The 21,015-nt window shown below is 71.4% G+C and carries 22 protein-coding genes; 14 read left to right on the top strand and 8 right to left on the bottom strand.

Annotated features, from left to right (window positions below):
- Positions 1-45 precede the first annotated feature (45 nt).
- A complete protein-coding gene (gene meaB, locus OHS81_RS10775) occupies positions 46-1,005 on the top strand; it encodes a methylmalonyl Co-A mutase-associated GTPase MeaB (protein WP_328384597.1) in 960 nt (319 codons plus the stop codon).
- 783 nt (positions 1,006-1,788) lie between these two features.
- Here meaB and OHS81_RS10770 read toward each other — a convergent pair.
- Positions 1,789-2,502 (bottom strand): PepSY domain-containing protein, encoded by a 714-nt coding sequence (locus OHS81_RS10770; RefSeq protein ID WP_328384596.1) that lies wholly within the window; start codon positions 2,500-2,502, stop codon positions 1,789-1,791.
- A gap of 110 nt (positions 2,503-2,612) precedes the next feature.
- On the opposite strand from OHS81_RS10770, the gene OHS81_RS10765 reads away from it, so the two are divergent.
- Positions 2,613-3,326, top strand: a complete 714-nt coding sequence (locus tag OHS81_RS10765) for a response regulator transcription factor (protein WP_328384595.1) — start codon at positions 2,613-2,615, stop codon at positions 3,324-3,326.
- Positions 3,327-3,330: 4 nt separating this feature from the next.
- On the top strand, positions 3,331-4,743 hold the full coding sequence (locus tag OHS81_RS10760) for a sensor histidine kinase (protein WP_328391037.1): 1,413 nt from the start codon (positions 3,331-3,333) through the stop codon (positions 4,741-4,743).
- 56 nt (positions 4,744-4,799) lie between these two features.
- Here OHS81_RS10760 and OHS81_RS10755 read toward each other — a convergent pair whose 3' ends face one another.
- The 4 genes from OHS81_RS10755 to OHS81_RS10740 all read right to left on the bottom strand — a co-directional run bounded on the left by OHS81_RS10755 (position 4,800) and on the right by OHS81_RS10740 (position 7,452).
- Entirely contained in the window at positions 4,800-5,276 is a 477-nt protein-coding gene (locus tag OHS81_RS10755; protein WP_328384594.1) for a MarR family winged helix-turn-helix transcriptional regulator, read from the bottom strand.
- A 117-nt stretch (positions 5,277-5,393) separates the two neighbouring features.
- Positions 5,394-6,167, bottom strand: a complete 774-nt coding sequence (locus OHS81_RS10750) for an AIM24 family protein (RefSeq protein ID WP_328384593.1) — start codon at positions 6,165-6,167, stop codon at positions 5,394-5,396.
- On the bottom strand, positions 6,164-6,814 hold the full coding sequence (locus tag OHS81_RS10745) for an AIM24 family protein (protein WP_328384592.1): 651 nt from the start codon (positions 6,812-6,814) through the stop codon (positions 6,164-6,166). The genes OHS81_RS10750 and OHS81_RS10745 overlap by 4 nt, the downstream gene beginning before the upstream one ends.
- On the bottom strand, positions 6,814-7,452 hold the full coding sequence (locus OHS81_RS10740) for an AIM24 family protein (protein WP_311622670.1): 639 nt from the start codon (positions 7,450-7,452) through the stop codon (positions 6,814-6,816). Before OHS81_RS10740 ends, OHS81_RS10745 begins: the two co-directional genes overlap by 1 nt.
- 264 nt (positions 7,453-7,716) lie before the next feature.
- On the opposite strand from OHS81_RS10740, the gene OHS81_RS10735 reads away from it, so the two are divergent.
- From OHS81_RS10735 to OHS81_RS10705, 7 genes are all read left to right on the top strand, one after another.
- Positions 7,717-8,067 carry a DUF3817 domain-containing protein gene (locus tag OHS81_RS10735; RefSeq protein WP_328384591.1) on the top strand — a complete coding sequence of 117 codons (351 nt, stop codon included), beginning with the start codon at positions 7,717-7,719 and terminating at the stop codon, positions 8,065-8,067.
- Entirely contained in the window at positions 8,064-8,375 is a 312-nt protein-coding gene (locus OHS81_RS10730; RefSeq protein ID WP_088800106.1) for an MTH1187 family thiamine-binding protein, read from the top strand. Before OHS81_RS10735 ends, OHS81_RS10730 begins: the two co-directional genes overlap by 4 nt.
- An 88-nt stretch (positions 8,376-8,463) precedes the next feature.
- Positions 8,464-8,634, top strand: coding sequence for a hypothetical protein (locus tag OHS81_RS10725; protein WP_328384590.1), 171 nt, complete (start codon positions 8,464-8,466; stop codon positions 8,632-8,634).
- Between the two features lie 204 nt (positions 8,635-8,838).
- On the top strand, positions 8,839-10,365 hold the full coding sequence (locus OHS81_RS10720) for a hypothetical protein (protein ID WP_328384589.1): 1,527 nt from the start codon (positions 8,839-8,841) through the stop codon (positions 10,363-10,365).
- 70 nt (positions 10,366-10,435) lie between these two features.
- On the top strand, positions 10,436-10,945 hold the full coding sequence (locus tag OHS81_RS10715; protein ID WP_311622673.1) for a MarR family winged helix-turn-helix transcriptional regulator: 510 nt from the start codon (positions 10,436-10,438) through the stop codon (positions 10,943-10,945).
- Between the two features lie 85 nt (positions 10,946-11,030).
- A complete protein-coding gene (locus OHS81_RS10710) occupies positions 11,031-11,363 on the top strand; it encodes a DUF3817 domain-containing protein (protein ID WP_088800110.1) in 333 nt (110 codons plus the stop codon).
- Positions 11,364-11,576: 213 nt separating this feature from the next.
- A complete protein-coding gene (locus tag OHS81_RS10705) occupies positions 11,577-13,277 on the top strand; it encodes an acyl-CoA mutase large subunit family protein (protein WP_328384588.1) in 1,701 nt (566 codons plus the stop codon).
- A 42-nt stretch (positions 13,278-13,319) separates the two neighbouring features.
- On the opposite strand, the gene OHS81_RS10700 is transcribed toward OHS81_RS10705, so the two are convergent.
- Positions 13,320-14,723 (bottom strand): sensor histidine kinase, encoded by a 1,404-nt coding sequence (locus OHS81_RS10700; protein WP_328384587.1) that lies wholly within the window; start codon positions 14,721-14,723, stop codon positions 13,320-13,322.
- Positions 14,720-15,442, bottom strand: coding sequence for a response regulator transcription factor (locus tag OHS81_RS10695; RefSeq protein ID WP_328384586.1), 723 nt, complete (start codon positions 15,440-15,442; stop codon positions 14,720-14,722). Before OHS81_RS10695 ends, OHS81_RS10700 begins: the two co-directional genes overlap by 4 nt.
- 57 nt (positions 15,443-15,499) lie before the next feature.
- Here OHS81_RS10695 and OHS81_RS10690 point away from each other — a divergent pair, with 57 nt between their 5' ends.
- Entirely contained in the window at positions 15,500-16,663 is a 1,164-nt protein-coding gene (locus OHS81_RS10690; RefSeq protein ID WP_328384585.1) for a UDP-N-acetylglucosamine--N-acetylmuramyl-(pentapeptide) pyrophosphoryl-undecaprenol N-acetylglucosamine transferase, read from the top strand.
- Complete coding sequence (locus OHS81_RS10685; RefSeq protein WP_328384584.1) at positions 16,660-17,661, top strand: GDP-mannose 4,6-dehydratase; 1,002 nt, start codon at positions 16,660-16,662, stop codon at positions 17,659-17,661. Before OHS81_RS10690 ends, OHS81_RS10685 begins: the two co-directional genes overlap by 4 nt.
- 58 nt (positions 17,662-17,719) lie before the next feature.
- Here the strand turns inward: OHS81_RS10685 and OHS81_RS10680 are convergent, their stop codons facing one another.
- Positions 17,720-18,364 carry a TetR/AcrR family transcriptional regulator gene (locus OHS81_RS10680; protein ID WP_328384583.1) on the bottom strand — a complete coding sequence of 215 codons (645 nt, stop codon included), beginning with the start codon at positions 18,362-18,364 and terminating at the stop codon, positions 17,720-17,722.
- 402 nt (positions 18,365-18,766) lie between these two features.
- Here OHS81_RS10680 and OHS81_RS10675 point away from each other — a divergent pair, with 402 nt between their 5' ends.
- Both OHS81_RS10675 and OHS81_RS10670 read left to right on the top strand, forming a co-directional pair.
- On the top strand, positions 18,767-19,741 hold the full coding sequence (locus tag OHS81_RS10675) for a tetratricopeptide repeat protein (protein WP_328384582.1): 975 nt from the start codon (positions 18,767-18,769) through the stop codon (positions 19,739-19,741).
- 611 nt (positions 19,742-20,352) lie between these two features.
- A complete protein-coding gene (locus tag OHS81_RS10670) occupies positions 20,353-20,970 on the top strand; it encodes a DUF6230 family protein (RefSeq protein WP_328384581.1) in 618 nt (205 codons plus the stop codon).
- Positions 20,971-21,015: the final 45 nt, after the last annotated feature.

Below are 21,015 nucleotides of genomic sequence, written 5' to 3'. Positions count from 1 at the left end.
GGCGGGCCGATGCGCGTACCAGCGAACCGAAGGAGCCGAGCGGCGATGGTGGACGTCCCACAGCTGGTGGAGCAGGCACGGGAGGGCCGGCCGAGGGCCGTGGCCCGGCTGATCTCCCTCGTGGAGGGGGCGTCACCGGAGCTGCGCGAGGTGATGGCGGCCCTGGCGCCGCTCACCGGCAACGCCTATGTGGTCGGCCTGACCGGGTCGCCCGGCGTCGGGAAGTCCACCACCACCTCCGCGCTGGTGACGGCGTACCGCAAGACGGGCAAACGGGTCGGCGTCCTCGCCGTCGACCCGTCCTCGCCGTTCTCCGGTGGTGCGCTCCTCGGCGACCGCGTACGGATGAGCGAGCACGCCTCGGATCCCGGCGTGTACATCCGCTCGATGGCCACCCGGGGCCATCTGGGCGGCCTGGCCTGGGCCGCACCGCAGGCGATCCGGGTCCTGGACGCGGCGGGCTGCGATGTGGTCCTCGTCGAGACGGTCGGCGTCGGCCAGTCCGAGGTGGAAATCGCCTCGCAGGCCGATACGAGCGTGGTGCTGCTCGCGCCCGGCATGGGCGACGGCATCCAGGCGGCCAAGGCCGGAATCCTGGAAATCGGCGATGTCTACGTCGTCAACAAGGCCGACCGGGACGGCGCGGATGCCACCGCGCGCGAGCTCAATCACATGCTGGGGCTGGGCGAATCCCGGGCGGCGGGGGACTGGCGCCCGCCGATCGTCAAGACCGTCGCGGCGCGGGGCGAGGGTGTCGACGAGGTCGTCGAGGCGCTGGAGAAGCACCGGGCCTGGATGGAGGAGCGGGGGGTGCTGGGCGAGCGGCGCCGCTCGCGTGCGGCCCACGAGGTCGAGACGATCGCGGTCACGGCGCTGCGGGAGCGGATCGGCGATCTGCGGGGGGATCGGCGCCTGGATGCGCTCGCGGAGCGGATCGTCGCGGGCGAGACGGATCCGTATCGGGCGGCCGATGAGTTGGTTGACGGGCTGACGAACGGGGACTGAGGGGGCCGTTGTTTGGCTGCGGGTGCGTTGTGGCTGGGCGCGCAGTTCCCCGCGCCCCTTTGGGGCGCCGTGGCGCCGGCCTCAGTGTCGCCGGTTGGCTCGTGGGGGCTGGCGCCTTTACGGGGTCGGTGAGTGCCGCGGGGGCCGGAGGGGACGCACCGGAACCCGTCCTCGGCGCGGGCGCATCTGGTACGTGGGAAAGATTTCCCCGGCGTTCGCTCCGGTCCTGCGGGCGGGTCCCGGTACATCCCCTCCGGCCTTCGTTCGTTGCCGTCTGCCGCCCGGTGGCACCGTCCGTCACCGCACACATGCCGCGTCCGGCCAAGGAACACCCGGGGCGGGTCGGCCGGATGGCTACGGCTGGGCGGCCAATGACCTTCACGCCCGCTCGGCCAGCGCCCTGCCAACGCCTGGTGCGGCTCGGACCTGGTGGTTGCCCAGTGCCCTGCCAAGGGGCGAGCTGGTGGTGGCCGTAACGGTGATCGGTACGGCGGGACGGTCGCCAACGTGCGGTGGTCGGAGGGGATGTCCGGTGCCCCGCCCGCAGGACCGGAGCGAACGCCGGGTCAGTCTTTCCCACGTACCAGGGCCGCCCGCGCCGAGGACGGGGGACCGGGCGTCCCCTCCGACCCACCACCCACAACGACTGGGCGAAGAGACCCCAGGCACAGTCAACCCGCACCGAGTCCAGGCAGCGCAGCGACCACGTGCCCGGCCCCAGCTACCGGCAACCCGCCCCCGCCCACAACAGTGTGGGCGGGGGCCGGGTTGAGCGGGCGATGCTCAGTCGTCCGCGCCGTCGTTGTCGTCGTCGTCCGTGTCGTGCGCCGGAGCGGCGCTCACGTTGCCGGACTGCGGGTCGACCAGCAGCTTGTGCTCCGTGCCGTCCTTGGTGATCGTCTCGACCTCCCAGACGGCCTTGCCCCGGTGGTCGTCGTCCAGCTCGACGGAGGTCACCTTGCCGTGCGAGGCCGCGCTGCGGGCGGCGGCCGCGGCGTCGGTCCTGGCGCTCTTGGCGGCGGCCCGCTCCTGGGCGTCGTCGTCCTCGTCGTGGTCGACGTGCTGGTTCAGCACCCGCGCGTTGCCCGCGTCGAGGGTGATCTCGTGCCACTTGCCGTCCTTGCCCAGCACATCCGCGTCCCAGACCAGGCCGGGGCGGTCCGCGTCCAGGTCGAGGCCGGTCACGGTGCCGGGGACGGCCTTCAGCGCGGCGGCCGCGGCGTCCGGTGCGTTCACCTTGGCGGCGTTGGCCTCGCGGATCTCCTCCTGGCCGTTCGCGTCGTCGTCCTGCATCGGGATGCTGGAGCGGCCGTCCTGCACCTGGGCCGTGCCCGAGGCCTGCGCACCCGCATCGTGGGCGACCGTCTTCGCCGGGAGCTGCCCGCCGGAGGCGGCGTTGGCGGAGCCGGCGTCGTTGCTGACCGCGACGGCGGTGACCGTGCCGCCGGCGACGAGGGCGGCGGCCGCGGCGGTGGCGATGATCAGATGGCGCTTCATGTGTGTTCTCCCCTTGCGATCGGCTGTGCCCACACACTCGCTGAACGAAGCTGAAGGGAGCCTGAAGGTGCCTGAAGGGGGCTTCAGGAAAGGGATGGCATGGTGAGCGCATGCACCCGCCTGTCACCCGCCACCGTCCGCCCGGAGGCGCGCGCCGCCCGTTCCGTCTGCTGATCGTCGAGGACGAGAAGCGGCTGGCCCTGTCGCTGGCCAAGGGACTGATGGCCGAGGGGTACGCGGTGGACGTGGTGCACGACGGCCGGGAGGGGCTGCGCCGGGCCACGGAGGACGGCTATGACCTGATCGTGCTCGACATCATGCTGCCGGGGATGAACGGCTACCGCGTGTGCGGGGCACTGCGGGCGGCCGGCCATGAGGTGCCGGTGCTGATGCTGACGGCGAAGGACGGCGAGTACGACGAGGCCGAGGGACTGGACACCGGGGCCGACGACTATCTGACCAAGCCGTTCTCGTATGTGGTGCTGGTGGCGCGGGTGAAGGCGCTGCTGCGCCGGCACGGCCGCAGCGCGCTGCCGGTGCTGCGGGTGGGAACGCTGACCGTCGACCAGGGCGCACAGCGGGTGGAGCGGGACGGCGCGGAAGTGGCGCTGACGGCGAAGGAGTTCGCGGTGCTGGAGGAGCTGGCGCTGCGGGCGGGCGAGGTGGTCTCCAAGGCGGAGATCCTGGAGCACGTCTGGGACTTCGCCTACGAGGGCGATGTCAACATCATCGAGGTGTATGTGAGCGCACTGCGGCGCAAGCTCGGTGCCGGGCACATCGTGACGGTGCGCGGTGCCGGATACCGGCTGGTGGCGGGTGAGTAGGGTGCTGGGCTCCGTACGGGCCAGGGCGGCGGCCGGCGCGACCGTGGTGGTGGCCCTGGCGCTGATCGCGGCGGGGACGGCCGTGCTGCTGGTGCTGAGCAGCAAGCTGCAGGACCAGGCCGGGCTGCAGGCCGAGATCGCGGCCCGGGAGGTGGCCGCGCAGATCGCGACGGGCACGCCGTACGCCAAGCTGGATCTGCCGGATGGCGAGGACCATCCGGTGGTCGTGGCCGATGACGACGGTCGGGTGCTGGCGGCCGGTGAGGACGTGCGGGCCGTCGACGGGAAGCCGGTGGGCGGCGCGCAGCGGCAGGGAGCGGGGAGCGTCGGGCCGGGGTCGTCGGGGGAGGACGACGACGATGACGACGACAGGAGCGGGCTCGCGCCCGGTGACATCGACGACGATGCGGTCCACCGGGACGGGACCGCGAATGTCGACGGAAAGGTGGCCGACTACCGGTTCGCGGTGGTCGAGGCCAAGGACACCCGCGGCGGGAAGGCGACGGTGCGGGCGGGAGCGGCGCTGGCGCCGGAGCAGGAGGCCGTGGGGTCGGTGCGGACGGCCATGCTGATCGGGCTGCCGTTGCTGTGTGTGGTGGTGGCGGGGGTGACCTGGCTGGTGACCCGGCGGGCGCTGCGGCCGGTGGAGGGGATCCGCGGGGAGATGGCCGCGATCACGGCGAGTACGGATCTGAGCCGCCGGGTGCCGGTGCCGTCGTCGCAGGACGAGGTGGGCCGGCTGGCGCGGACGACCAACGAGACGCTGGCGGCGCTGGAGTCGTCCGTGGAGCGGCAGCGGCGGTTCGTCGCGGACGCCTCGCACGAGCTGCGCAGCCCGATCGCGAGTCTGCGGACCCAGCTCGAAGTGGGGGTGGCGCATCCGGAGTTGCTGGATGTACCGGGTGCGGTGGAGGACACCGTGCGGCTGCAGCGGCTGGCGGCGGATCTGCTGTTGCTGGCGCGCCTGGATGCGGGGGAGCGGCCGGCGGACGCCCGGGTCGAGCTGGCGGCGATGGTGCGCGAGGAGAGCTCGCAGCGGGTCGCGGACCGGGTCCCGGTGCGCGTGGGGGAGCTGGCGGGCGCGGAAGTGACCGGGTCGCGCAGTCAGTTGGCGCGGGTGCTGGGGAACCTGCTCGACAATGCGCAGCGGCATGCCGTCGGGTCCGTGCGGGTGGCCGTGGTGCGCGAGGGGGAGTGGGTGGTGCTGCGGGTCGAGGACGACGGGCCCGGGGTGCCGGAGGGCGAGCGGGAGCGGATCTTCGAGCGGTTCGTACGGCTCGATGACGCGCGGGCGCGGGACGACGGCGGGGCCGGTCTGGGGCTGGCCATCGCGCGGGATGTGGCGGTGCGGCACGGCGGCTCGCTGGGCGTGCGCACGGGGTCGGTGTTCGAGCTGCGGCTGCCGGTGGCCGGCTGATCCGGCGGGGCTCTGGCCGCCCGGCCCCGGCCCGGTCGGGGGCCGAGGCCGGCCGGTCAGAGGCCGCCGCGCTCCTTGCGGAGGTGTTCGGCGACGGGGCCGAGGGAGCTGCGGAGCGCCTGGAGGTCGTCGGTGGTGAACAGGTCGATGAAATGCTTGCGGACCGAGGCGACATGGTGCGGGGCGACCCGGCGCATGGTGTCCCAGCCTTCGTCGGTGAGGACGGCGTAGAGGCCACGGCGGTCCGACTCGCAGCTCTCGCGGCGCACCAGGCCGGCGTTCTCCATCCGGGTGATCTGGTGGGAGAGACGGCTCTTGGACTGCAGTGTGCTGGCCGCCAGGTCGCTCATCCGGAGCCGTCGGTCCTCGGCCTCGGAGAGGTTGACCAGGATCTCGTAGTCGTTGTTCGTCAGGCCGAACGGCTGCAGATCACGCTCGAGTTGGTGCATCAGCAGCCTGCTGACGTCCAGGTGGGTGCGCCAGGCACACTGCTCCTGGTCGGTCAGCCAGGGGGTGTCACTGTCGGTCGTCATGGAATGATTCTACCCGTAAAAGTTGAATAGTGAATTAATCGGGGTGGGGGTGGTGACGTCGGCGGCCGGGGCCGGACGTTGGTCAGACGTTCGAGGTCACCGTCCGCAGAGTATCGCTCACAGCCCGAAGCGGCGTTGGAGGCTCCCGAGGTTGCCGGGGAGTTGAGGCAGTTGTGAGCCACTTTGCGGAACGTGTCCGCCCCCGCCCGGAACGCCCTCCTCGGCCGGAACCGCCCCGGTTGCCAGCTCCGGCATCAGCTGCTCGGTGGACTGCAGCAGGACCGTGCCGGCGCCGACGAACTCGAACTGGTGCTCCTCGCCGGAGGCTCCGCCGATGCCGGTGTGCGCCCGCAGCCCGCCCAGGAATCCCCGCAGGTACTGGTGGTCGTAGTGGTGGCAGGGGGAGGGGCAGTCGGCCCAGCCGACGAGTGCCTGCGGGTCGACCCGGATCGGCGGTTCCATGAAGACCACCGGGCCGTTGGAAGCGGCCACGAACTTGCCGGTCCCGATGAGGGTGAGAAAGCCCGGGATGATCGACTGCTTCAGCGCGAGAGATGGCTGAAATGCGAGCAGGTTGCCGGAGCGAATCGTCAGGTTGCCGTCCTCCAGATCGAAGGAGTTCACATCGAAGGCACGGTCCGCGAGCAGCATTTTTCCGCGGCCCTCGGCGACGACCCAGTCCGCGGCGTGCAGTGGCGAATGGAAACTTCCGGCGATCAGGCGGTCCAGGCGGCCGTGTCCGATGCCGTGGAAGTCGATCTGCCCGTAGTAGGCGATCATCTTCCCCTTCTGCAGGAACCACTGGCCGTTCAGGTCGACGCTGAAGGCGTACGCGTTGACGTTGTCGTCGGCGGGGAGCGAGGAGACGTCGTGGACGACGGGACCGGTCACAGCTTTTCCTCCGACGCCTGAACGTAGACGGTGCCCTGGCCCGACAGCTCCAGCTGGAAGGCCTCGCCCGAGCCGCGGCCGACCATGTCGCGCCAGCCGAGCGCCGTGGACAGTTTGTTGCGGACGTCGCCGCGGTGGGCGACATAGGCCTGCGGGTCGACGTGGACCGGGCGCTGGGGCGTGATCGGCAGTTCGATGACGCCGCCGTGCGCCATCACCGCGGCCGAGCCGACGCCCTTGAGGGTCGTGGTGAACAGGCCCTGGCCGGTGACCTGGCCGCGCACCATGCCCATCACGCCGCCCTGTGAGCCCATGAACATCGTGCCCTGCTGGAGCGAGCCGTCGAAGGCCAGCAGCCGGTCGGCCTCGACGTACAGCGTCTCGCCGGTCAGGTCGACGACATGGACGTGATGGCCGCCGTGGCCGAACATGACCGTGCCCGTTCCCTCGACGGTCATCAGGGGTGTGGCCTCGCCGGCGATCCGGCGGCCGATCATGGAGCCGACGCCGCCCTGGCCGCCCTGGATGTTGGGCGTGAACGCGACCTCGCCGCGGTAGGCGAGCATCGCGCCGCGCTGGCTGAACATCCGCTGGCCCGGCCCGATCCTGGCCTCCACCATGCGGGAGTTGAGCACCGTGAACGGCATCAGACCTCACCTCCCACGGTGTTGCGCTCGCTGGGCTGTACGTAGACCAGGCCCTCGCCCTCGAAGCGGATCTGGAAGGACTCGCCGGAGCCCTCCCCGAGGACGGTGCGGAAGTTCACCCCGGTCTGGAAGTGCTGCTTGAGGTCGCCGGTGTGGGCGACATAGGCACCCGGGTCGACCTGGAGGGGGTACTGCTTGGTGACCCGCAGCACCACCGCGGGGCCGTCGGAGGTGATCGCCGCCTGGCCGCTGCCCTCGACGGTGGTGGTGAACAGGCCGTTGCCCTGGGAGGCGCCGCGCAGGCCGGTGAAGGTCGTGCCCGTCCGCAGCGCGGCGTCCGTGCACAGCAGATTGCTGGCTTCGACGTACAGCTTCTCGCCCTGCAGCTGGACGAGGTTGATCTCACTGGCGCGGTCGGCGAAGTAGCAGGTGCCGTGGCCCTTCACCTCCATCACGGCCATCTGTTCACCCGTGAGCCGCCGGGTGACCATGCCCCGCAGGCCCTCGCCGCCGCCGGACATCTTCTTGAACGACATCTGGCCGTCGTACGCGACCATCGCACCGTTTTTCGCCTTGACGGCGTCGCCCGTCATATCGACGGCGAGCACCTTGCTCCCCTGGAGCCGAAACTGAGCCACGGGTCAGACGGTAGTCGGCCGCGGCCGCCCGGGGCAGGTCCTTTGGCCCTGATATCGCCCTGATACCGCCCTGAATTCTGCCGGGGGCCGGCCCGGGGGCGCCCCGCACCTCCCCCCGGCGCGGTGATCGCCGAGGCGGCTGTAACAATGGGGCGAAGTTTGTGAACTCTTGCACAAGCAGTGCGCCCGCCCGTCGCCCGACCTCCACCCCCAGAAGACGGCGCTGCGCGCCGACCTCCCATCTGCCACCCGAACGAGGTTCCCGTGGACATCAAGACCGCTGCCGCCCTGCACCGACTGCGCCTGGCCTCCGTTCCGGAGGCCATCTCCTTCCCGGCGCTGCTGATCTTCGGCACCGGCTTCCGCCTGGCCTTCGACTACGACTCCCTGGTGATGCCGCTCGGCATGATCCACGGACTGCTGTTCATCACGTATGTGGTGCTGCTGCTGGACGTGTGGAACCGCACCAAGTGGCCCTTCAAGCGCGTCGCCTTCTTCTTCGTGCTGGCGATCCTGCCGTTCGGCGGCCTCTACGGGGACAAGGCGCTCAAGCGCGAGGAAGAGGCCGGTGTGATCGCGGCCCGCGCCCGCAAGGAAGGGGTCCTGAACACATGATCGTCGCCTTCTCCGTGAGCCCCCTGGGGGTCGGCGAGGACGTCGGCGAGTACGTCGCCGACGCGGTCCGGGTCGTCCGCGAGTCGGGGCTGCCGCACCGTACGGACGCGATGTTCACCTCCCTCGAAGGTGAGTGGGACGAGGTCATGGACGTCGTCAAGCGCGCGGTCGCGGCCGTCGAGGCGCGCTGCGGGCGGGTCTCCCTGGTGCTCAAGGCCGATATCCGGCCCGGCGTCACGGACGGACTGACCTCGAAGGTGGAGACCGTGGAGCGCTACCTCGCCGAGGGCGACGCCCGCCGCTCCTGAGCGGTGGCCCCACCACACCCGAGCGGTCTTTTGCGGCACCCCGAGGGGTCTTATCCGGCCCGGCGGGTGCTGGCCGGTTGCGATGTGCATGGGGCTCTTCGCCGTGCTGCCCTCGCTCGGTTTCGCCGCGCAGCCCTCCCTGGGCTGGGCGGTGCTGCTGCTCGTGCTGACCGGCACCGGGATCTCGTACAACTTCGGGGTCGACCGCTGGTGCGTCGACACGGTCCCCGAAAGGCTGCTGGGGTGGGACAGGCGATGACGGTGATGCAGGCCGGGCGGATGACGGTGATGGGGCCGGCCGGCGCCGCCGCGGAGTGCGCCCGCTGCGGTCGTGATGCCGGGGGCCGGAGTGGTGGGGGCGGGGGCGTACTGGTGGATCCGGGAGGTGCGGCGTACGGGCGCAGCCCGTCGGGAATAATCCGGTGCGTCAACGGGCGGGAAGCCGAAACACGGGGGAGAGGTTGTGACCGGCGGGGGATTCGACCGGCGGGTGCGGGTGGTCGTGGAGTTCCACGGGGATGCGACGGACCGGGAATTGCTCGACGAGTCGCTGGCGGAACGGCGCTGGCCGCTGGTCCGTGAGCTCACACCTGAGGAACGGGCACACTTCGCCCAGCCCACGGCACCCGGGACTTTCCTGTTGGTCGAGGCGCGCCTCAAGGGCGCGCGCAGAGGGGCGGAGCGCGCCGCTGCCCTGGAGCTGACGGCGTGGCGCTCACGCCGCGCACTTGATGTCCGGGTCCACCACGCTCAGGCGTACACGGTCGGTGAGGACAACCGCCCCCTGTGGGCGGTCCACCGCACCCCCGCACGCCAGGGCCTACGCGGTCGCCTTGCGGTGCTGGCCGGTATCCGCGACACCGGCCTCGTGGTGGGGGCGGCCACCCGGGACCGGGCGCGGGAGGCCGCGCGGGCAGCGCCGGACCCGGACGGCTCGGGCCCCGCGGTGGCCCCCCTGGACGTCAGGCTGGGGTGGGCAGTCGCCGAGCCAACGGCGGTCCCCCCGGCGCCCGGGGCGAGGCCGGGGCCCGCGCCCTTGGTCATCACCACGCTGGTGGCCCTGTTCGCCGGTGTGGCGCTGAGCGCCGCGGGGCCGATGACGGTGTACGGCGCCCTCGCTGGGGTGGCGGCCTGCGGGACGGCTGCACTCTCGGGATGGCTGCTGCACCGGCTCGCTCTTCCGGAACGTCAGCGCAGTGCCACGGTCACCGGAAGCGCGACGTCCGCCGGCGCCACGCTGACTGGATGGCTGATCAGCACCGTCTCCGGCGACCCCACGAAGGTCTGGTGGATATCCCTGCTCCTCGCCGTGGCGGCGTATCTGGTGGGCGGCATCCGGGCGCTGGTCCGGCAGCGGACCAGTCTGCGCGAGGTGCTGCAGTGGGTGGTGCCCCTGGTCGCCTCCGTGGTCTTGACCCTGACGCCCGCACTGGGCGGCGTGGTCCACTGGCTCTACCTCACCCCGTTCGGCCTGACGCCCGACGATGTCGACGTGCCCGCCGTCTGGCGAGTGATTGCGGCGGTCCACAGCTTCCTGCCGGTGCTGCCTGCCTGGCTCGTGGTGGCCGCCGGGTGGGGCTACGCCAAGCACTTCCACCAGATGGTCACGCACCGGTGGATACCCGTCACGGCGATCGCTCTGACGGGCGTCTTCTGCACGCTGCTCCCGCTGCTCCAGGTATCGCTCCACGCGGCGCGGGCGGGAGAGCGCGCCTGGTACCGGGCCGCCGGCCACCAGGCTCCGGGCTCCTACTACGGCATCGAGCCCCATCTGACCTGTATCGAGCCGCTCAAGCCCCGGATCGCTGCGGAGGGCGGTGCGCTCGTACCCCGCCGGCCGTATCTGCTGCTCGGGAGCGCGGACGGGACGCTCGCGCTGTGGGACGTCAACCGCCGTCAGCCGCTGAAGGTGCCTTCGGGTGAGGTGACGTCGGTGCCCGTGGGAGACCACACCTCACGGTGTTCCGCGAAAAACTCGGCCACCGGCTGACCGTCCCGGGTGCTGCCCGGTTGGCGAGACACGGCTGACCACCATATGAGCGCCGGGTAGGGTCGCAAGCGTGCCGAAGCCGCTCAGCCTTGCTTTCGACCCCATCGCGCGCGCCGACGAACTGTGGCAGCAGCGATGGGGCGCCGTGCCCTCGATGGCTGCCATCACCTCGATCATGCGCGCCCATCAGATCCTGCTGGCCGAGGTGGACGCGGTCGTCAAGCCGTACGGGCTGACCTTCGCCCGCTACGAGGCGCTGGTGCTGCTGACCTTCTCCAAGGCCGGTGAGCTGCCGATGTCCAAGATCGGCGAGCGGCTGATGGTGCATCCGACCTCGGTGACCAACACCGTCGACCGGCTGGTGAAGTCCGGTCTCGTGGCCAAGCGGCCGAACCCGAACGACGGGCGGGGCACGCTCGCCACCATCACGGACAAGGGGCGCGAGGTGTGCGACGCGGCGACCCGCGATCTGATGGCGATGGACTTCGGGCTCGGGACGTACGACGCCGAGGAGTGCGGGGAGATCTTCGCGATGCTGCGGCCGTTGCGGGTGGCCGCGGAGGACTTCCAGGACGAGTAGCGGGGCGCCGCCGCCCTGTCCGCAGGCCCGGTGTGCGCAGGGGGGCGGCGAAGATCGCCCCGGAACGGGCCGTTACGCTCGGGGCATGAAGCGAAGCGTCCTGACCCGTTACCGGGCGATGGCCTACATCACCGCCGTGATGCTGCTGGTGCTCTGCACGTGCATGGTTTTCAAGTACGGCTTCGGGATGGGCAAGGACCTCACCCTCGTCGTCTCGCAGATCCACGGCGTGCTCTACATCATCTACCTGGTGTTCGCCTTCGACCTGGGCTCCAAGGCCAAGTGGAAGTTCGGCAAGCTGCTGTGGGTGCTGATCGCGGGCACCATCCCCACTGCCGCCTTCTTCGTGGAGCGTCAGGTGGTGCGGGAGGTCGAGCCGCTGATCGCCGATGACGCTCCGGAGCCGGTGAAGGCCTGACCGCAGTCCGGTGAAGGCCCGACCGCACCCGGTACGCCCCGGCGCGGTCCGACGGCACCCCTGCTGACCTGCTCATACGCGTCTGTCCCGGCATCGGGCGGGCGCGTTTGTGCTATCCGGCGCCCCTTACGGAATGTGACCTAGGTGGCGCGAGGGGCAACTCGTGGCGCTCTCCCGTCGACAAGTACTAGGACGTCCAAGTAAATTCGAGGTATGGACGCTGACGCGATCGATGAGGGCCGCCGCCGCTGGCAGGCTCGGTACGACTCCGCCCGGAAGCGGGACGCGGACTTCACCACGCTCTCGGGTGATCCCGTCGAGCCGGCGTACGGGCCCCGGCCCGGAGATTCGGTCGAGGGGTTCGAGCGGATCGGCTGGCCGGGCGAGTACCCCTTCACGCGGGGGCTGTACCCGACCGGATACCGCGGGCGGACCTGGACGATCCGCCAGTTCGCCGGCTTCGGCAATGCCGAGCAGACCAACGAGCGCTACAAGATGATCCTCAAGGCGGGCGGCGGCGGCCTCTCCGTCGCCTTCGACATGCCCACCCTCATGGGCCGGGACTCCGACGACCCGCGCTCGCTGGGCGAGGTCGGGCACTGCGGCGTCGCCATCGACTCGGCGGCCGACATGGAGGTCCTGTTCCAGGACATCCCGCTGGGGGACGTCACGACGTCCATGACGATCAGCGGGCCCGCCGTCCCGGTCTTCTGCATGTATCTGGTGGCCGCCGAACGGCAGGGCATCGACCCGGGCGTCCTCAACGGCACCCTGCAGACGGACATCTTCAAGGAGTACATCGCACAGAAGGAATGGCTCTTCCAGCCCGAGCCGCATCTGCGCCTGATCGGCGACCTGATGGAGCACTGCGCGCGCGGCATCCCCGCGTACAAGCCGCTCTCGGTCTCGGGCTACCACATCCGCGAGGCGGGCGCGACGGCCGCGCAGGAGCTGGCGTACACGCTCGCCGACGGCTTCGGCTATGTGGAGCTCGGCCTCTCCCGCGGCCTGGACGTCAACACCTTCGCCCCCGGCCTGTCCTTCTTCTTCGACGCGCACCTGGACTTCTTCGAGGAGATCGCCAAGTTCCGCGCCGCGCGCCGGATCTGGGCCCGCTGGATGCGGGACGTCTACGGCGCGACGAGCGAGAAGGCGCAGTGGCTGCGGTTCCACACCCAGACCGCCGGGGTCTCGCTGACCGCCCAGCAGCCGTACAACAACGTCGTACGGACCGCGGTCGAGGCGCTGGCGGCCGTGCTCGGCGGCACCAACTCGCTGCACACCAACGCGCTGGACGAGACCCTGGCGCTGCCCAGTGAGCAGGCCGCGGAGATCGCGCTGCGCACCCAGCAGGTGCTGATGGAGGAGACCGGCGTCGCCAACGTCGCCGATCCGCTGGGCGGTTCGTGGTTCATCGAGTCGCTGACCGACCGGATCGAGGCGGACGCGGAGAAGATCTTCGAGCAGATCAAGGAGCGCGGCCGCCGCGCGGTCCCCACCGGCGAGCACCCCATCGGCCCGATGACCTCCGGCATCCTGCGCGGCATCGAGGACGGCTGGTTCACCGGCGAGATCGCCGAGTCCGCCTTCCAGTACCAGCAGGCGCTGGAGAAGGGCGACAAGAAGGTCGTCGGCGTCAACTGCCACCACGGCTCGGTCACCGGCGATCTGGAGATCCTGCGGGTCAGCCACGAGGTCGAGCGCGAGCAGGTGCGGGTGCTCGCGGCCCGCAAGGACGCCCGTGACGACGCCCGGGTCCAGGCCTCCCTGAAGGCGATGCTGGAAGCCGCCCGGGCCGGCGGCAACATGATCGAGCCGATGCTGGAGGCCGTACGGGCCGAGGCGACGCTCGGCGAGATCTGCGGGGTGCTGCGGGACGAGTGGGGGGTCTACACGGAGCCGGCGGGGTTCTGAGCCCGCCGTCCGCCCCGCTGCCGACGGCCGTTGGCAGCGGGGCTACGCCGACGCGACCGGCATCCGCAGCCGGAACAGCGCCCCGCCCCCCGGCGCCCGCTCGGCGGTGAGTTCGGCGTCATGGGCACGGGCGATCTGGCGGGCCATGGCCAGGCCCAGGCCGGAGCCCGGCAGGGCGCGGGCCGCCTCGGCGCGGTAGAAGCGGTCGAAGACATGGGGGAGGTCGGCCTCGGCGATGCCGGGGCCGTGGTCGCGGACCGTCAGGTCCAACTCGTCGGAGGAAAAGGCGAGTTCGGTGTCGACCGGACCGCCCGGCGGGGAGAACTTCGCGGCGTTGTCGAGGAGGTTGGACAGCAGCCGGGACAGCCGGGGCGGCACACCGGGGATCGCGACGCCGGCCGCGGCGGGGGCGATGGCGGTGGTGAAGGTGATCTCCGGCCAGTGTTCGCGGGCCACGCCCACCGCGTGCTCCAGGAGGGCGGCCGGGCGCACCTGCTCCACCAGGGGCTGTGGCTCCTCGTCGCGGGCCAGTTCGATCAGGTCGCCCACGAGGGTGGTGACCTCGCGCAGCTGGCGGCCCAGCGCGGCCGAGGCGCGGTCGCGCTGGGCGTCGGTCAGGCGGTCGGCGCGGGCCAGGAGCTCGGCGTTGGTGCGCAGCGCGGTCAGCGGGGTGCGCAGCTCGTGGGAGGCGTCGGCGACCAGGCGGCGCTGCGCGGTGACGGACTGTTCGAGCTCGCCGAGCATGGTGTTGAAGCTGGTGGCCAGGCGGGTGACCTCGTCCTCCCGGGCGAGGGGGCCCGGGGGCAGTTCGATGCGGTGGCGGGCGTCGCGGGTGGCGGCGATGCGTTCCGCGGTGGCGGTGAGCCGGGCGACCGGGGCCAGGCCGGTACGGGAGACCCAGTAGCCGAGTGCGGCGGCCAGCAGGACGCCGGCGCCGCCGACCGCGGACAGCGCCCAGGCGGCCTGCTGTACGCCCCGGTCGATGGTGTCGGAGCGCTGGGCGACCTGTACCGCCTCGTCCTTGTCCGCCAGGCGCGTGGTGAACATCCGGACCGGATGGCCGGCCACCGTCAGCTTCCTGTAGAACGCCGCGCGCCGGCCGTCGGCGACCTGCCGGGTGGCGTCGGAGACGGGCAGCACATACCGCTTGCGCGGGTCCTTGGCGGGGTCGGACGGCACGATCTGGATACAGGCCGAGGCCGGATACTGGCACAGGGTGTCACTCGGCGTCGGGCCCCAGTCGTGGCGGTCCCGGATGGCCTGGGCGGCCGTCTGGGTCAGGTTCAGCTCCAGCTGACGGGTCATCTGGTAGTCGATGATGGAGAAGGCGGCCGCACAGACGCCGACCGCCACCAGTGCCACCGCGGACGAGGCGGCCAGCGCCAGCCGGGCGCGGAGCGGGCGGCGGCGCCGCCAGCGGGCACCCAGGCCGCGTGTGCCGGTCATGCGCCCTCCGCGTGGTCCAGGCGGTAACCCACGCCGTGCACGGTGTGGACGAGGCGGGGCTCGCCGCCCGCCTCCAGTTTGCGGCGCAGATAACCGATGTAGACGGCAAGGGAGTTGGAGTCGGGCCCGAAGTCGCGGCCCCAGACGCGCTCCAGGATCACCTCGCGCGGCAGCACCTGCCCGGGGTGCAGCAACAGCAGCTCCAGCAGCGCCCATTCGGTGCGGCTGAACTCCAGGAGCCGGCCGGCCCGGTGGCCGGTGCGGGTCAGCGGGTCGACGACCAGATCGTCGAAGGAGAGCCGGGCGTCCTCGACGGCCGTGGTGGCGGCCCGGCGCAGCAGGGCCCGGACGCGGGCCACCAGCTCGTCCAGGGCGAACGGTTTGACGAGGTAGTCGTCGGCGCCGGCGTCGAGCCCGTCGACCCGTTCGCTGACCGAGTCCAGCGCGGTCAGCACGAGGATCGGGGTGCGGTCGTCCAGGGCGCGCAGCCGGCGGCAGACGGCCAGGCCGTCCAGGACGGGCATCATCACGTCCAGGACGAGGACATCCGGCTGCCAGCCGGCGACCTCCGAGAGGGCGGCCAGGCCGTCGGCGGCGCCCCGTACGGTATAGCCCTCCACGGCGAGGCCGTCCTCGACGGCGGCACGTACCTCCGGTTGGTCGTCGACGACGAGGATCTTGGGGGCTGGGGTGTTCCCGGGCGTGGGCGGCATGGACATAGGCTGCCAAACACCTCTCTTAGAAGCTTCTTAGGGCGTATCGCGAGCGTGGCGGCCATGCGCACACCACTCTCCGTCGTGATCGGTGCGGGCGGCACCGGCGGCCATATCTATCCGGGACTCGCTCTCGCCGACGCGCTCCGCCGGGCCGTGCCCGATGCGGTGATCTCCTTCGTCGGGACCGAACGGGGCCTGGAGACAGAGCTGATCCCCCGGGCCGGATACCGGCTGCACACCGTCGACATGATCCCCTTCGACCCCTCGCTCGGCGCCCGACGCTATCTGCTGCCCGCCGCGCTGCTGCGCTCGGGTGCCCAGTGCCGGGCCCTCCTCAAGGAACAGAAAGCCCAGGTCGCGGTCGGTATGGGTGGCTATCCCAGCGCCCCGGTGATCGTCGGGGCCAAGATGGCCGGGCTGCCGAGCCTGGTCCATGAGTCCAACGCGGTGCCCGGCCGGGCCAACAAGTTCGCGGCCCGGCTCACCCCGCACCTCGCCCTCGCCTTCGACCGCAGCCGCGCGCACCTGGCCGGTGGCGAGCGGGCCGAGACGGTCGGAATGCCGCTGGTGGGGCCGCTGGCCGAGCTGGACCGCGCGGGAGCGCGGCCCACCGCCCGCCGGGCCCTGGGCGTACCGGACGGCGCGCGGCTGCTGCTGGTCAACGGCGGGAGCCTGGGGGCCGCCCGGCTGACCGAGGCGGCGGTGGGGCTGGCCGGCCGCTACCGGGCGCGCAGTGACCTGCGGCTGCTGATCAAGACCGGGCCCGCGGCCCTGGAGCAGACCCGGGCCCTGCTGGCGGCCAACGGCGGGGACGCGGTCGCCGAGGCCGTGCCGTACCTGGACCGGATGGATCTGGCGTACGCCGCCGCCGATCTCGTGGTGTGCCGGGCCGGTTCGGCGACCGTCGCCGAGCTGGCCACGATCGGGATGCCGGCCGTCCTCGTGCCGTATCCGCATGCGCCGGGCGACCACCAGACCCATAACGCCCGGGTGCTCTCGGACGCCGGGGCGGCGCTGCTGCTGCCCGACCCGGAGGCCACGGCGGAGCGGCTGGACGCGCTGGTCGCCCCGCTTCTCGACGATCCCGGCCGGCTCGCCGCGATGGGCGCGGCAGCCGACCCGGGCACCCATGCGCAGGCCGCCGGCCTGCTGGCCGACAAGGTGCTGGCGCTCGCCGGTCACCCGCAGGTCCACCACCACCCCACGATGAAGGAGTCAGCATGAACAGCACGCAGCAGTGGACGGGCCGCCGGGTCCTGGTCACCGGGGCCGAGGGGTTCATCGGCTCGACCCTGGTCGACATGCTCGTGGAGGCGGGCGCCGAGGTGCGCGCGTTCGTCCACTACAAGCCGTACGCCGAAAAGGGAAATCTGGCGCGCTATTTCGTGCCGGGCGGCCCGGTCGAGATGGTCGCGGGCGATGTGCGCGACGCGGGCCGGGTGACGGACGCCGTCGAGGGCTGCGACACGGTCTTCCATCTGGCCGCGCTGATCGGGATTCCGTACAGCTACGACTCGCCCGGCGCGTATGTGCAGACGAACGTCGTCGGGACGGAGAACGTCGCGGAGGCCTGCCGGCGGCATGCGGTGCGGCGGCTGGTGCACACCTCCACCAGTGAGGTCTACGGGACCGCGCTGACCGCGCCGATCGGCGAGGACCACCCGCTGCAGCCGCAGTCGCCGTACTCCGCCTCGAAGATCGGCGCGGACATGATGGCGCTGTCGCACCGGCACGCCTTCGAGCTGCCGGTGACGGTGGTGCGGCCGTTCAACACCTACGGCCCCCGGCAGTCCGCACGCGCCGTGATCCCCACGATCCTGGCCCAACTCCACGCGGGTGCCCGGCAGATCAAACTGGGCTCGCTCACCCCGACCCGCGACTTCACCTATGTCACGGACACCGCGGCCGGCTTCCTGGCGCTGGCCGACTGCGACCGGGCGCTGGGCGAGGTCGTCAACCTCGGCACCGGGCGGGAGATCGCCATCGGGGCGCTCGCCGAGGCGCTGATAGCGGCCTCCGGGCGGGACGCCGAGGTGGTGGTGGACCCCGCGCGGCTGCGGCCCGCCGGCAGCGAGGTCGAGCGGCTGCTCTCGGACAACTCCCGGGCGCGCGAGTGGGCTTCGTGGCGGCCGGAGGTGTCCCTGGAGCAGGGGCTGAAGCGGACGTCGGAGTGGGTGGCCGAGAACCTGCACCTGTTCGCCGCGGACCGCTACCAGGTCTGACCGGTGCCGCGGCGGGGCGCCTCGGTGCCGCGCCGCGGCCGGCACCGGCCCGCCGGGCTCAGCCCTGGCCGTCCAGACCGGAGAGCCCGGTGAGGAAGAGGGCCGTGAAGTCGCGTCCCCACGCGGCGTCCACGGGCTCCCCGCTGACCAGGGTGCGGTGCACGATCGCCCCGGCGATCACATCGAAGATCAGGTCCATGTTGCGGGTGGCGGCCCGCTCGCCGTCCGCACCGGGGGTGTCCGGGGGCAGTTCGCCGCGGGCCTGGGCGCGCGAGCGGCCGAGCAGGACCAGCCGCTTCTGGCGGTCGACGATCGCCGAGCGGATCCGTTCGCGCAGTGCCTCGTCTGCGGTGGACTCGGCGACCACGGCCATCAGCGCCGTCTTGGTCTCCGGCCGCGCGAGCAGCGCCCCGAACTGCAGCACCACACCCTCGATGTCGGATTGCAGAGAGCCCCGGTCGGGGAGTTCGAGCTCGTCGAAGAGGACCGCCACGGCGTCCACGACGAGCTCGTTCTTGTTGGCCCAGCGGCGGTAGAGCGTCGTCTTGGCGACACCGGCCCGGGCCGCCACATCGCTCATGGTCAGCCGCCCCCAGCCCAGATCGACGAGTGCGGCCCGGGTCGCGTCCAGGATCGCGAAATCGGTTTCGGCACTGCGCGGGCGGCCCGTGCGGCCCTTCCGGGAACTGGCGGAGTGGTGCATGCGGGCGACCATACCGGGCAGTACGGGAGGTGCCGCCCGTGAGGCAGATCACGCCTCACGGGGCCGGACCCGGTGGTGATGCGGGGCCGACGGCGAGTTACGCTACGGGTCGTAGCGTAAGAGTGACAGCCACTGGCCGTGGGTGGGGATCCACGGCCGCGTACGACGGTCCTCCTCGGGACCGCACAACGGCCCTCCTCGGGGCCACCACGGGCAGCGGCCTTGGACGTACGCCGGCATTCCGGCGGGGCGTACGGACGGGGTGCGGTGCCCGGCACACGGCCCCGGTGGCGGCACCGGACCGGTACTTGGCAGCACCGCCGCACGACCGATCGCATCGCAGACCGCAGTGCTTTCCGGATCGCTTTCCGGAACGGCCCGCCCAGGGGGGAGGATGGACCCATGCAGCCACGCAATATGTCCATGAGTGGAGTCGTCGACCTCGCAGCGGTGAAGTCGGCGGGGGAAGCGAAGCAGAAGGCGGAGCAGGCACGTGCCGAGGCCGCCCGTACGGGCCGGGCGCCCGCGAGCGGTGCCCGCCTGGTGTTCGACGTCGACGAGGCGGGGTTCCAGCAGGACGTCCTGCAGCGCTCGACCGAGGTCCCGGTCGTCATTGACTTCTGGGCCGAGTGGTGCGAGCCGTGCAAGCAGCTGGGTCCGCTGCTGGAGCGCCTTGCGGGGGAGTACGCCGGCACGTTCGTGCTGGCCAAGATCGACGTCGATGCCAACCAGATGCTGTTCCAGCAGTTCGGGGTGCAGGGCATCCCGGCGGTCTTCGCGGTCGTCGCGGGGCAGCCGATCCCGCTCTTCCAGGGCGCGGCCCCGGAGTCGCAGATCCGTCAGGTGCTCGACCAGCTGGTGCAGGCCGCCGAGCAGCAGTTCGGCATCGTGGGAGCGCCGCTCGACCCGCAGGCCGCGGGCGAAGCGGAGCAGGAGGCCGAGGCCCCGGCGCCGGCCGGTCCCTATGACGCACTGCTGGAGGCCGCGAACCAGGCGCTGGACTCCGGCGATCTGGGCGGTGCCGTCCAGGCGTACAAGAACGTGCTCAACGACGACCCGGCCAACCCGGAGGCCAAGCTCGGCCTGGCGCAGGCCGAACTCCTCCGCCGGGTGCAGGATCTCGACCCGCAGGCGGTGCGCAAGGAGGCCGCGGAGAACCCGGCCGATGTGCCGGCGCAGATCCGTGCCGCGGACCTGGACCTGGTCGGCGGGCATGTCGAGGACGCGTTCGGCCGGCTGGTCGACGCGGTGAAGCGGTCGGCGGGTGACGACCGGGAGGCCGCGCGAGTGCGGCTGCTGGAGCTGTTCGAGGTCATCGGCGCGGAGGATCCGCGGGTGACGGCGGCGCGTACCGCGCTTGCCCGGGTGCTGTTCTGACCGCTGTCTTCGGACTCGCCCGCTTCTGACCAGTACGACCTCCGCGAGTTGCCCGAACAAACGACACAGCGGCCACGTTTTACCAAAGCTTGGTAATCGTGGCCGCTGTTACTTCAAGTAAGCCCGAGCGGCCCCCTTGCGGCACTGTGTCCGCAATTGCCCAATGTCCCCTCACTGTTAGTGGCGACGTTGTGTGTCCACTTGATTTCGGTGTGTCGTGGCAGGGTTATCGGGTCGTTACCCGCAAGTAACGAGCCCCTTGTGCCGCGGCTCCGAATGGACCACGATCGGCCACGCTCGGTCCATTCCCGCAGCCCGGCATCCGGTCGGCGTCGCGGGGTACTTGGGTCCCCACCGAGTGGTCGGCGGCAGGTGCCGCCGGCGGTGGACAGGGGGGTCTCTGCCCCATCCGGCAGGGCCTGTCCAGGAGGTTGCGCGAGAGCGTGGCCAGTGGTTGTCGCTCGGGGGTGATCGCCGGTATTCGGAACACGATGTGCCTCCGAGACAGGCGCTCTCCTTCCCGAGGACGTAGCACTTCTCCCATCCCAGGCACGGCTGTCCCAACGGGGGCGGACCGTACCGGAGATGTACGTCCGAGAAGGAGGAAAGTCATGGAGTCCCTGGCTCGTGGCGGGACCAGATGGAAGCGGTTCGCCGTCGTCATGGTGCCGAGCGTCGCGGCGACCGCCGCGATCGGTGTCGCCCTCTCGCAGGGTGCGCTCGCGGCATCGTTCAGCGTGTCCGGTCAGCAGTTCAAGGTCGCCACCGACCGGCTGGACGGCACCGGATTTGTTCAGTACGGAGCCATTGACGCCCAGAAGGGCGGCAAGCAGGTCCCGGTGGCGGTCTCGGGGTTCTCGAACGCCAAGATCAAGAACCTGTGCCAGTCGGTAGTCGTGCCGGTGCCGGTCTTCGGCGACGTGTCGATGAAGCTGTCGGCCGGTGGCGGTGACACGCCCGTCGAGGCGAAGAACCTCTACATCGACCTCGATCAGCTGTCCGCGGACGCGACCTTCAACAACATCGACATCGGTGTTGCTGCGGGCTCGACGACCAAGGGCCCGGGGATGCACAAGGGCGACAAGGCCGACCCCGGCTCGTTCGCCCAGCAGGCCGACTCGGCCGTGCTGACCCACGTCAGGCAGCAGGCATGGGCCACGACGGCCGGAACGTTCAAGCTCAGCGGCCTGAAGATGAGCGTCGCCAAGGGCAAGAGCGAGTGCTACTGACGCACTGAGCGTGCGGGCGCGGGGCGAGCTGTGCGGCGTTCGCCG

Origin of the sequence: Streptomyces sp. NBC_00400, assembly GCF_036048035.1 — a bacterium.
Classification (GTDB): Bacteria; Actinomycetota; Actinomycetes; order Streptomycetales; family Streptomycetaceae; genus Streptomyces.
The sequence above is the reverse complement of the archived record's forward strand: the minus strand, read 5'-3'. Positions and strand labels throughout refer to the sequence as shown.